The organism is Nocardia sp. NPDC056541, assembly GCF_042794235.1.
Lineage (GTDB): Bacteria > Actinomycetota > Actinomycetes > Mycobacteriales > Mycobacteriaceae > Nocardia.
Map to the genome: position 1 here is coordinate 1 of NZ_JBHTUD010000043.1, position 10,166 is coordinate 10,166.

Here is a 10,166-nt window from a genome sequence, read left to right on the forward strand (position 1 = left end):
GGCCGCGTTTTTTTCGTCGCCCCCCCCGCCCCCGCCGTTTTCGCGGGGGGTCCGCCAGCTTTAGCATTAACCACACCCCCCACCCCCCGGCCGCTCCCCCCCGCCGCACCCCCCCCCCCCGGTTCGGTTCACCGCAGCCAGGTGCTCGCCCAGGCGGCAAGGGTCGTCGGCGTGGTGGTGAGCACCGTTCGCGGGTTCTCCGCGACGAATCCGGAACTCAAGCCCGCGGACATACCGGCGATTCCGTCGATCTGCCTTTGTCCGAGGCCCGCTGATCGCAGCGCTTCCCGGAACTCGTTGTCGGCGAGGTGGATCGGGGTGACCGCATGGCCCAACTGCCGGCCGAGAATCTCGGCGACCTCGGTGAATGTCAGATCCCGCGGACCGTGCACGGCCTGCACGACACGCCCCGACCAGGCATCCGACAGCAGTCGGGCCGCCGCCACCTCACCGATATCGCGCGGATCCACCCAGGCCATCGCATGGTCGGGCGGCCACGGTGTGGACAGCGTGCCCGCCCGGATCTCGTCGAGCTGGGTCAGCAGATTGGTGAAGAAGTAGCCGCACCGCAGGTGCACCACATTCGCCCCGGTCTTGTCGAGCAGCTCCTCGGTGCGCGCCAGCCCGTCGATTTCCCCGGCCCCACCCCGCTTCTCAGCACCCACACTGCTGACGAACACCGTCGCCTCGATCCCGTTCTCGACAACAGCACGCGCCGCCGACGCCCCCATCCGCGCGAACCCCGCCACCGGATCACCCTCCACCAGCGCAGGCGGATCCACCCAGAACAACCGATCCGCACCCACGGTGGCCCGCACCACCGCCTCCGAATCCCCCTGATCGACCCGCACGACGTCGACGAACTCCCGCATCGCGGCATCGAGCCGCCCCGGATCGCGCATCAGTACCGTCGGCCGGACCCCCGCCTGCACCAGCAACTGCACAACCCGAGCCCCCACATGCCCGACCGGCGTAGTGACAACAACCTTCTTCGCGTCCTCTCTCAGTTCCATAACCCCACGCTAAAACCCATCGCGGCCAGTTCCTGACCGCAACAGCCGACAGATTTCGCCGAATTCGCCGGCTCTCGGTTCAGCGTGAACGAACCAGGTCGAGGGACGCGTTCGGTGACCACGGCTGCCCTGCGGCGATGAGGGTGCGGGTGGCTCTGAGCTCTCTCGGTCTTGCCATGGCTACGGCACCGACGGGGTGACCGTTGTGCAGGGCGATCGCGAGGAAGTCCCGGGAGCCGAGGTCGCCGTCGATGACCAGGTCGTCGTGCGGGTGCAGCCAGCCTGCGAAGTGCATCGACAGGCCGTGCTGGTCGGTCCAGCCCCACGGGACTTCGGCGGGGGCCGCGGGGTGGCCGAGGATGGCTCTGGCGGCCGCGGCGCCGTCCGACATCGCCGTGTTCCAGTGTTGGCCGCGTTCGTATTCGCCACGGCGGGGGTTGAATGCGGTGGTGGCGTCGCCCGCGGCGAAGACGGCGGGGGCCGAGGTGCGGTAGTGCTGGTCGACGATGATGCCGTCGTTCACCGCGATGCCGGCGGATTCGGCCAGGGCGGTGTCGGGGATCGAGCCGATGGCGACCAGGGCGGCGGCCGCGGTGAACGTGCGGCCGTCGGTGGTGGTGGCGGTGACGCCTGTGGCGGTGTCGACCAGTTGTGTGGTGGTGACACTGTTCTCGACGACGACGCCGTGCTCGATGTGGATGTCGCGCACCAGGTCCGACACCGCGTTCGGCACTACCCGATCGAGCAACCCCGGCCCGGCGTTCAACAGCGTCACCTCGGCGCCGAGACCGCGCGCGGTGGCGGCGACTTCGCAGCCGATGAGCCCGCCACCGATGATGAGCAGCGAGCCGCCCCCGTCGATCGCGGTTTGCAGTGCGACGACGTCGGCCTGTCTGCGCAAGGTGTGCACGCGGGTGGACGCGGTGTCGATCGTGCGCGCGCCTGCTCCGGTGGCGAGCAGCAGGCTGTCGTAGCCGAGCACCTCGCCGGTGCTCAAACGCACTGTCGCGCTGTCGGTGTCGATCGCGCGCACCAGCGTGGCCGGGCGCAGATCGACCGCGTTGTCGGCCCAGAACTTCACCGGCTTCAGCACCGCGCGCTGGAACGGCGTAGTGCCCGCGAGCAACTCCTTGGAGACCGCCGGTCGGCGATACGGCAGGTCGGGTTCGGCCCCGACGAGCACGATCTCACCGGCGTAGCCCTCACGTCGCAGGGTCTGGGCGGCGGTGGCGCCGGCGACACCGGTGCCGACGATGACGATCCGTCCACTCATCCGCGGCTCACCTCCCGCATATCGAAATCGGCCTTGGCGGCACCACAGTCGGGGCAGGACCAGTCGTCGGGAATGTCGTCCCAGCGGGTGCCGGGTTCGATACCGTCCTCGGGCCAGCCGAGCGCCTCGTCGTATTCGAAGCCGCACTGGACACACTGGAACAGTCGATAGTCGCTCATCGGGTCGCGCCTTCCCTCGGTTCGAAGTCGACCTTCTCGCGCACACCGCAGTCGGGACAGCACCAGTCGTCGGGGATCTGCGACCAGACCGTGCCGGGCGCGAAACCCTCACGGGGAGCGCCGAATCGCTCGTCGTAGACGTAGTCGCAGATAGGGCAGAGGTAGGCCATCAGTTCACTCCGTACTTCGCCAGGACCCGCGCCCGCTTGCTGGGCTGGATGTTCACGCGGGTGATGTCGCCGTTGTAGTGGGCGAGCACGCGATGGTCCATCACCTTGCGCCACAACGGCGTCACGTAGGCCAGGCCGATCAGGCTCGCGTAGCCGCTGGGCAGCTCGGGCGCGCCGTCCATGTGGCGCAGGATCTGGTAGCGGCGGGTGGGGTTGGCGTGATGGTCGCTGTGCCGTTGCAGGTGGTAGAGGAAGATGTTGGTGACGATGTGGTCGGAGTTCCAGCTGTGCTCGGGGGTGCAGCGCTCGTAGCGGCCCGAGGCGGTCTTCTGCCGGAGCAGACCGTAGTGCTCGAGGTAGTTCACCGTCTCCAGCAGCGAGAAACCGTAGATCGCCTGGATCACCAGGAACGGCAGAATCGACGGACCGAACACCGCGACCAGCCCCACCCACAGCACGACCGACATGAGCCAGGCGTTCACCACGTCGTTCTGCAGCGAGAACGTGCTCTTGCCCAGCCGCTGCATGCGGGTACGCTCCAGCTCCCACGACGAGGTCAAGCTGCCCCACACGCTGCGCGGCAGGAAGCTCCAGAACGATTCGGCGAACCGCGCACTGGCCGGATCCTCCGGCGTCGCCACGCGCACGTGGTGGCCACGGTTGTGCTCGATGTAGAAGTGGCCGTAGAAGGTCTGGGCCAGCGTGATCTTCGACAGCCAGCGTTCGAGTTCGTCCTTCTTGTGGCCGAGTTCGTGCGCGGTGTTGATGCCGACGCCGCCCATGGCGCCGATCGTGAAGGCCAGACCGATCTTGGAGATCAGGCCGAGACCACCGTCGATGCCGAGCCAGGACAGGTTGTCCGCGGTCCACAGGTAGCAGGCGAACACCAGGCTGAACAGCTGCAACGGAATGTAGGCGTAGGTGCAGTAGCGGTAGTACTTGTCGTTCTCCAGCTGCTCCATCACCTCCTCGGGCGGGTTCTTGCCGTCGGGCCCGAAGAACCGGTCGAGGGTCGGCAGCAGCACATACAGCAGGATCGGCCCGAGCCACCACCACACGGGCGCGACGGCCTGCCAGCCGAACTGGTTGAAGGCCCACACGAACCCAGTCGCCAGCAGCGTCGCACTGGGGGCGACGAGGCCGAACAGCCACAGGTATCGCTTGGGATCTCGCCACTGCGGCGGGGCCGCCGATCCTGCGTGGTCACCGATTCGAGATGTCGTCATTGCCATTCTCCTCATCACCGAGACTTCGGACACCTTCTCGCTCGAAGTCGCCTTCGTTTACACATTAGCGCGTGTTGTTCCGATTGGATACACAATCACGCAGATTGTCAATGAACGAGCACATCGATAGGCACATGTAGGATGATCACGTGGCCGAACCACCGAACTTTCAGGCAGAAATGCGCCAACTGCTGCGCGACCGGATGATCGACGCCGCGCGCACGATGGTCGTCAGCGAGGGCTGGGGCGCGGTCAACATGTCGCGGGTGGCCAAGGAGGTCGGTATCAGCAGGCCGGTCCTCTACAAGGAGATCGGCACCAAGCAGGCGCTCGCGGAGGCCCTGATCGAGCGTGAGACCGGCATCTACCTGACCGGCATCGCCGAGACGCTGGCCCGGCATCCGGCCGACCCGCTCGCCGGCATGACCGCCGCCGCCGAGTACACGCTGCGCGCCGCGGGCGACAACACCCTGATCAAGGCGGTGCTCTCAGCTCGCCAGGACGGCGATACCGCCTTGCTGCCCGCCCTGGTGAGCGACCCGGAACCGGTACTCGGGCGGGCCGTCGCCGCCCTCAGTGCCACCGTCCGCGAGCAGTACGAATTCGCGTCCCTCACCGATGACGAGCTGACCTCGGTCGTCGAGATCATGGTCCGGTTGACGCTGAGTCATCTGTTCCAGCCGACAGGCAGCGTCGACCGCGCGGTGGCGCAGGTCGGCGCTGTCCTGTCGGGGGTCATGCCCGCGCTCTGAGCGGGCTCACAACCGCGCGTTCACCTGTCCGGCCGCGGCCGCGAACGCCCACCCGTAGCTACCGTGCGCGGCTGGGAACACCCCGCCCGCGCACACCGGATCGCCTGCGGCGCAATAGTTCGCGGTGCGGTCGGCATACGGCGGTGCGACCGGGCCGCCGATCAATCGCAGGGGGTCACCGAACAGGAGCACCGCGACGACGCGCGAGGACAGCTCCGGCGGCAGCACCCACGCTCCGGGCAACGGGACGGAGCCGAGGACACCGTGGGTGACCACCGCGCCCTGGGAGTAGCCGACGAGAACGAAACGCTGGTCGGGGCAGGCGGCGGCCTGCTCGAGCAGGTGGCCGGTCATGGCCCGGGTGCCGTCGGGCATCGAGGTCGGCACCAGCAGGTCGGCTGGGTAGTCCACGCGATGGGCGGTGGTGTCCACCGGTAGTTGCGCGCTCAGTACCGCGTAGAGCGGGTCGCCGATCGCGGCTCCCAGATAGCCGGGTTCTGCTGTGCCGCGGGCGATCACGACATCGAGGGTGGCGCAATCCTGCGCCCACGCTGTCAGTCCCGGGGACATCGCTGTCCCGATTCCCGCGGTCAGTAGCAACACCGACAGCGCTCGCGCTGTTTGCCTTGCGACGATACGAATTGCCTTCCGATAGGTCATCGTGCCCACCCACTCACGCCGTTGTGAGAAATAGAGAAAGAGCGATTCACCTCCTGCCCAACAGCATTCGGTGTGCTCAGTGGTGGAATACCCGTTGACCTGCATCGTCATGGCGCGAACTCGGCATCGGCTGCGCCACGGTTACATCTCGGATCGCCTGCGGCACAACGCCGCTGCGCTACCTCAGTGCTTCTTCGGCTTCTTCTTGTACTTGGGCTTGTCGTGATCGGGCTCCCACTCGTAGCCCGCCACACCACGTTCGCAGTAGGAATCCGCGACGAGAACGTCGCCTTGATCGCGTTCACACCAGCGCGACTTCGAGCACGAGGTGGCGCCGAGGCCGGCCACGACGGCGAGTGTGAGGACGGCGGCGCCGGTACGGGTTCGGGCGTTCATGAGCGTGTCGAGCCTTTCATCGAATGAAATGTCGCAGGTCAGGCTGTTTTCCAGGACTTGCCCCCACCTGCCGACTAACCAATGCTACGTTCCAGACATGTCGAGCACAGTGCCTGCGCCCACCGAAGATTTCACCCCCGACGCGATTGTCGTCGGCGCCGGACTCGCGGGCCTGGTGGCCGCGCACGAGTTGGTGCTCGCCGGACGCAAGGTCCTGGTGCTCGATCAGGAGAATCGCGCCAACCTCGGCGGGCAGGCATTCTGGTCGCTGGGCGGGCTGTTCGTCGTCGACAGCCCGGAGCAGCGCAGGATGGGCATCAAGGACTCCTACGAACTGGCACTGCAGGATTGGCTGGGTTCGGCCGGTTTCGACCGCGACGACGAGGACCGGATGGGCCGCGAGTGGGCGAAGGCCTACGTCCGGTTCGCCACCGACGAGAAGCGGGATTACCTGCACGCCCTGGGTCTGCGTTTCACCCCGCTGGTCGGCTGGGCCGAACGGGGCGGTGGCCTGGCAGGCGGACACGGCAACTCGGTGCCACGGTTCCACCTCACCTGGGGCACCGGGCCCGAGGTACTGCGGGTGTTCCGCGAGCCGGTGCTGGCCGGTGAGGCGAAAGGGTTGGTCCGCTTCGCCTTCCGGCACCGCGTCGACGAGCTGATCGTCGACGACGGCGCCGTGACCGGCGTGCGCGGCAGCGTTCTCGCCCCCTCCGACACCGACCGCGGTCAGGCCTCGAACCGGGATGTGGTGGGCGAGTTCACCTTCCGAGCCCCCGCGATTCTCGTGAGTTCGGGTGGCATCGGGCACGCCCACGACCTCATCCGCCGCAACTGGCCCACCGAACGGCTCGGCCCGTGCCCGGAGCACATGATCTCCGGTGTGCCCGCCTATGTCGACGGCCGGATGCTCGGGATCTCCGAGGAAGCCGGGGCGGCGCTGGTCAACCGCGATCGGATGTGGCATTACACCGAGGGCATCCACAACTGGGATCCGATCTGGCCCGATCACGCCATCCGCATCATCCCCGGCCCGTCGTCGCTGTGGTTCGACGCGAACGGAAACCGCATGCCCGCACCGTGTTTCCCCGGTTTCGACACCAACGAGACCATGCGCCAGATCCTGTCGACGGGCTACGACTACTCCTGGTTCGTCCTGAACCAGTCGATCATCGAGAAGGAGTTCGCGCTGTCGGGTTCGGAACAGAACCCCGACATCACCGGCAAGGACTTGAAGTTCACGGTGCGCAGCAGGCTCGCCAAGGGCGCGCCGGGCCCGGTGGAGGCGTTCAAGCAGCACGGCGTGGACTTCGTGGTCGCCGACTCCCTGGCCGAACTCGTCGACGGCATGAACGACATCTCCCGCGGTCCGAAGCTGGACGTGGCCGCCCTCGAGCACCAGATCGTGGGCCGCGATCGCGAGGTCGCCAACTCCTTCTCCAAGGACGCGCAGGTGACCGCGACCAACAGCGCCCGCAAGTTCCTCGGCGACAAGCTCCGCGTCGCCAAGCCGCACCGCATCCTCGATCCTGCCCACGGCCCGCTCATCGCGGTACGCCTCAATGTGCTGACCCGCAAGACCCTGGGCGGTCTGCAGACCGACCTCGATTCGCAGGTGCTGCGCCCGGACGGCTCGGTGTTCCCCGGCTTGTACGCGGCCGGTGAGGTCGCCGGGTTCGGCGGTGGCGGCGTGCACGGTTACAACGCGCTGGAGGGCACGTTCCTGGGCGGGTGCATCTTCTCCGGTCGAGCGGCCGGTCGAGCGATCGCGCGACGCGCAGCCTAGTGCGGGTGCCGGGGGGCCAGGGTGCGTGACGCTTCCTTGGCCACCTCGGCCAGCGCCCGAGCCAGCCGCGCGGTGTCGAGCGCGGTGCGCTCACCATTGACCGTGCCCGACAACGAGATCGCGGCCACTGCGACACCGCGGCCGCGGATCGGCACCGCCACGCAACCCACGCCCGGCAGCGACTCCTCGGTGTCCACGGCCACGCCCTGACGGTTGCGGATACGGGCGAGTTCGCGATGCAGTTCGGCCCGGTCGACGATCGTGCGCGCGGTTCGTGCCACGGCATTGCCCCGCAGCGCGGCCTCGGCGATGCCGGGCTCCAGCGTGGCCAGCAGCGCCTTGCCCACCGCCGTGGAGTGCGCGGGCAGCCTGCCACCGACACGGGTCGGGATGACCACCCGGCCGCGGCCCCCCGCACGATCCAGGAACAACACCTCACGCCCGTCCAGCACCGCGAGGTGCCCCACCAGCCCCGTGCGCTGACTGAGTTCGTAGAGCAGTGGCCCCACCACCTCGCGCAGTTCGTTCTGCTCGGCCGCGAGCCCGCCGAGTTCGAGCACCCGCAGCCCCAGCCGGTAGCCGCCCGGAGTGTGCGCGAGCCAGCGCAGCCGGATCATCTGGTCGAGGATGCGATGCACGGTCGAGCGCGGCAGCCCGGTGCGTTCGGCGAGCCCGAGCAGCGTCAGCGTGGGTGTGGCGGCGTCGAACGCGTCCAGGATGAGCGTCATCCGCTCGATCATCGACGTCGGCGGTGCCCCGGTCGCCCGGCCCGATCCGGTCCACAGGTTCTCGGGCGCCGGTTCGGTCACGATCTCGACCGTCATGTGATCCAACCTCCACAGTGCGTAGCGCTAACAGACTAGAGCTGTCAGCTCCGCTCACGCACTATTTCGCCGCGATCTCAGGCAGGCACCGGGCTGACCGGCGTCACAGACAGCGGGCGGCGCACGATCGGCGCGATGGTCGCCGCGATCTCGCCGATCGCTCTGGCGGGCGCGCAGTGCGGGTCGGTGTCGACGAACGGAGCGCCCTGATCGCCTGCCGCGCAGACCACCGGATCGAACGGGATCCGGCCGATGACCGGGCAATAGGTGTCGAGCAGGCCGCTCAGCGCGCGGCTCACCGCGGTGGCGCCGCCCGCGCCGAAGAGGGTCTGCCGGGTGCCGTCGGGACTGTCGTACCAGGACATGTTCTCGATGATGCCCGCCACCCGCTGACCGGTCTGCGCGGCCACGGCGCCCGCGCGTTCGGCGATGCGAGCCGCGGCGCGTTGCGGGGTGGTGACGACCAGCAGCTGCGCGGTGGGCAGCAACTGGGCCAGGGAGATGGCCGCATCGCCGGTGCCCGGTGGCATGTCGATCAGCAGAACATCCAGTTCGCCCCAGTACACGTCGTTGACGAACTGCTGCAACGCGCGGTGCAGCATCGGCCCGCGCCAGACGACGGGGGCGTTGTCGTCGACGAACATACCGATCGACACGACGCGCACACCGAATGCGGTGGGCGGCATCATCATCGACTCGACCAGGGTGGGCGCGGTGGTGATGCCGAGCATCGCGGGTACCGAGTGACCGTGAACATCGGCGTCCATGAGACCGACGCGCAATCCACGTCGGGCCAGCGCGACGGCCAGATTGACGGTGACACTCGACTTCCCGACGCCGCCTTTGCCCGAGACCACGCAGTACACGCGGGTCGGTGAATCCGGTTGCGCGAGAGCGGCGATACTGTCCGATCCGGGTCCCCGGAGCTGGATTCTCAGGCTACGGCGCTGCTCCTCGCTCATCACCCCGAAGTCGATCTCGATACCGGCGACGCCGGGCACCGCGGTGACGGCGGCGCGGATGTCGTCACTGATCTTCGTCCGCAGGGGGCATCCTGCGACGGTGAGCAGGACGCCTACCGCGACACGACCTGCTCCGTCGATGTCGATGGCCTCGACCATGTTCAATTCGGTGATGGGACGGCCGATCTCGGGGTCATTTACTCCGGCGAGCGCGGTCCTGATCTGTGGTTCGGTCGGTGATGTCATGGGTTCCTCCTCACTGGACCGAGCTGGCGTGCAGCATGTCCGCGCGTTCGACGATCTTGATCCGCTCGCGTCCTTCGGATTCGCCCAGCGCGCGTTCGTGGGCGTCCAGTCGGTACCAGCCTTCCCAGGTGGTGAAGGCAATGCCCGCGGCGGTGAGATGTTCGGTCACCGCATCGGGGTGTGGTCGCGGCGCCGGTGTCAGCCGGGCCTGATCGGCCAGCAGGCAGGCAACGGTTTCGGCGGCGTCGCCTTTGGTGTGGCCGATCAGGCCGACGGGGCCGCGTTTGATCCAGCCGGTGACATACACCCCGTCGAGGTATCGCGCCCCCTCGCGCGCGTTCGGGTCGATCAGCACGCGCCCCGCCTCGTTGGGGATGGTGCCGGTGCGGTCGTCGAACGGGATGTCGGCGACATCTTCGGAGCGATAGCCGACCGCCCGATAGACCGCCTGTACGTCCCACACCCGAAATTCGCCGGTGCCCTTGACGTTGCCGGTGCCGTCGAGCTGGGTGCGTTCGGTCTTCAGGCCGACGACCTTGCCGTCGGCGCCGAGGACCTCCGAGGGCGATTCGAAGAAGTGCAAAAACAGCTTGTGCGGGCGGTCGCCGTGGTCGCGGATGGCCCACTGCTCCAAGGTGTTGGCGACCATGTCGACCTGCTTGGAGTTACGGCGCGCGGC

11 protein-coding genes and 1 pseudogene are annotated in these 10,166 nt (G+C 67.9%); 2 read left to right on the top strand and 10 right to left on the bottom strand.

Annotation, left to right across the window (positions count from 1 at the left end; all coding sequences use genetic code 11):
- Positions 1-128: 128 nt before the first annotated feature.
- The 5 genes from ACFQ9R_RS34510 to ACFQ9R_RS34530 form a co-directional block, all read right to left on the bottom strand.
- Positions 129-1,013, bottom strand: a complete 885-nt coding sequence (locus ACFQ9R_RS34510) for an NAD(P)H-binding protein (RefSeq protein ID WP_378997019.1) — start codon at positions 1,011-1,013, stop codon at positions 129-131.
- Positions 1,014-1,092: 79 nt separating this feature from the next.
- Positions 1,093-2,286: an NAD(P)/FAD-dependent oxidoreductase gene (locus ACFQ9R_RS34515; RefSeq protein WP_378997021.1), complete on the bottom strand. Its 1,194-nt coding sequence runs from the start codon at positions 2,284-2,286 to the stop codon at positions 1,093-1,095.
- The gene (locus ACFQ9R_RS34520; RefSeq protein ID WP_266289085.1) at positions 2,283-2,465 is read right to left on the bottom strand and encodes a rubredoxin; all 183 of its coding nucleotides are present in this window, start codon (positions 2,463-2,465) and stop codon (positions 2,283-2,285) included. Before ACFQ9R_RS34520 ends, ACFQ9R_RS34515 begins: the two co-directional genes overlap by 4 nt.
- Positions 2,462-2,638 carry a rubredoxin gene (locus tag ACFQ9R_RS34525; RefSeq protein ID WP_378997037.1) on the bottom strand — a complete coding sequence of 59 codons (177 nt, stop codon included), beginning with the start codon at positions 2,636-2,638 and terminating at the stop codon, positions 2,462-2,464. Before ACFQ9R_RS34525 ends, ACFQ9R_RS34520 begins: the two co-directional genes overlap by 4 nt.
- Positions 2,635-3,861, bottom strand: coding sequence for an alkane 1-monooxygenase (locus ACFQ9R_RS34530; protein WP_378997023.1), 1,227 nt, complete (start codon positions 3,859-3,861; stop codon positions 2,635-2,637). The genes ACFQ9R_RS34525 and ACFQ9R_RS34530 overlap by 4 nt, the downstream gene beginning before the upstream one ends.
- A gap of 149 nt (positions 3,862-4,010) precedes the next feature.
- Here ACFQ9R_RS34530 and ACFQ9R_RS34535 point away from each other — a divergent pair, with 149 nt between their 5' ends.
- The gene (locus tag ACFQ9R_RS34535) at positions 4,011-4,613 is read left to right on the top strand and encodes a TetR family transcriptional regulator (RefSeq protein WP_378997025.1); all 603 of its coding nucleotides are present in this window, start codon (positions 4,011-4,013) and stop codon (positions 4,611-4,613) included.
- A gap of 6 nt (positions 4,614-4,619) precedes the next feature.
- Here ACFQ9R_RS34535 and ACFQ9R_RS34540 read toward each other — a convergent pair whose 3' ends face one another.
- Both ACFQ9R_RS34540 and ACFQ9R_RS34545 read right to left on the bottom strand, forming a co-directional pair.
- Complete coding sequence (locus ACFQ9R_RS34540; RefSeq protein ID WP_378997027.1) at positions 4,620-5,273, bottom strand: cutinase family protein; 654 nt, start codon at positions 5,271-5,273, stop codon at positions 4,620-4,622.
- A gap of 183 nt (positions 5,274-5,456) precedes the next feature.
- Positions 5,457-5,669 carry a hypothetical protein gene (locus tag ACFQ9R_RS34545; protein WP_378997029.1) on the bottom strand — a complete coding sequence of 71 codons (213 nt, stop codon included), beginning with the start codon at positions 5,667-5,669 and terminating at the stop codon, positions 5,457-5,459.
- A 97-nt stretch (positions 5,670-5,766) separates the two neighbouring features.
- Here ACFQ9R_RS34545 and ACFQ9R_RS34550 point away from each other — a divergent pair, with 97 nt between their 5' ends.
- Entirely contained in the window at positions 5,767-7,455 is a 1,689-nt protein-coding gene (locus ACFQ9R_RS34550; RefSeq protein WP_378997031.1) for an FAD-binding dehydrogenase, read from the top strand.
- On the opposite strand, the gene ACFQ9R_RS34555 is transcribed toward ACFQ9R_RS34550, so the two are convergent.
- From ACFQ9R_RS34555 to ACFQ9R_RS34565, 3 genes and pseudogenes are all read right to left on the bottom strand, one after another.
- Positions 7,452-8,279, bottom strand: a complete 828-nt coding sequence (locus ACFQ9R_RS34555; RefSeq protein ID WP_378997033.1) for an IclR family transcriptional regulator — start codon at positions 8,277-8,279, stop codon at positions 7,452-7,454. The two genes, ACFQ9R_RS34550 and ACFQ9R_RS34555, sit on opposite strands and share 4 nt — an antisense overlap.
- Positions 8,280-8,356: 77 nt before the next feature.
- Entirely contained in the window at positions 8,357-9,487 is a 1,131-nt protein-coding gene (locus tag ACFQ9R_RS34560; RefSeq protein ID WP_378997035.1) for an Mrp/NBP35 family ATP-binding protein, read from the bottom strand.
- A gap of 10 nt (positions 9,488-9,497) precedes the next feature.
- A pseudogene (locus ACFQ9R_RS34565) lies at positions 9,498-10,166 on the bottom strand (pyridine nucleotide-disulfide oxidoreductase); the annotation flags it as partial.

What these genes read in the sequence shown, in the direction of transcription:
- ACFQ9R_RS34510 (WP_378997019.1), bottom strand. Translation starts at nt 1,013, where the DNA reads ATGGAACTGAGAGAGGACGCGAAGAAGGTTGTTGTCACTACGCCGGTC.
- ACFQ9R_RS34515 (WP_378997021.1), bottom strand. Translation starts at nt 2,286, where the DNA reads ATGAGTGGACGGATCGTCATCGTCGGCACCGGTGTCGCCGGCGCCACC.
- ACFQ9R_RS34520 (WP_266289085.1), bottom strand. Translation starts at nt 2,465, where the DNA reads ATGAGCGACTATCGACTGTTCCAGTGTGTCCAGTGCGGCTTCGAATAC.
- ACFQ9R_RS34530 (WP_378997023.1), bottom strand. Translation starts at nt 3,861, where the DNA reads ATGACGACATCTCGAATCGGTGACCACGCAGGATCGGCGGCCCCGCCG.
- ACFQ9R_RS34540 (WP_378997027.1), bottom strand. Translation starts at nt 5,273, where the DNA reads ATGACCTATCGGAAGGCAATTCGTATCGTCGCAAGGCAAACAGCGCGA.
- ACFQ9R_RS34545 (WP_378997029.1), bottom strand. Translation starts at nt 5,669, where the DNA reads ATGAACGCCCGAACCCGTACCGGCGCCGCCGTCCTCACACTCGCCGTC.
- ACFQ9R_RS34550 (WP_378997031.1), top strand. Translation starts at nt 5,767, where the DNA reads ATGTCGAGCACAGTGCCTGCGCCCACCGAAGATTTCACCCCCGACGCG.
- ACFQ9R_RS34555 (WP_378997033.1), bottom strand. Translation starts at nt 8,279, where the DNA reads ATGACGGTCGAGATCGTGACCGAACCGGCGCCCGAGAACCTGTGGACC.
- ACFQ9R_RS34560 (WP_378997035.1), bottom strand. Translation starts at nt 9,487, where the DNA reads ATGACATCACCGACCGAACCACAGATCAGGACCGCGCTCGCCGGAGTA.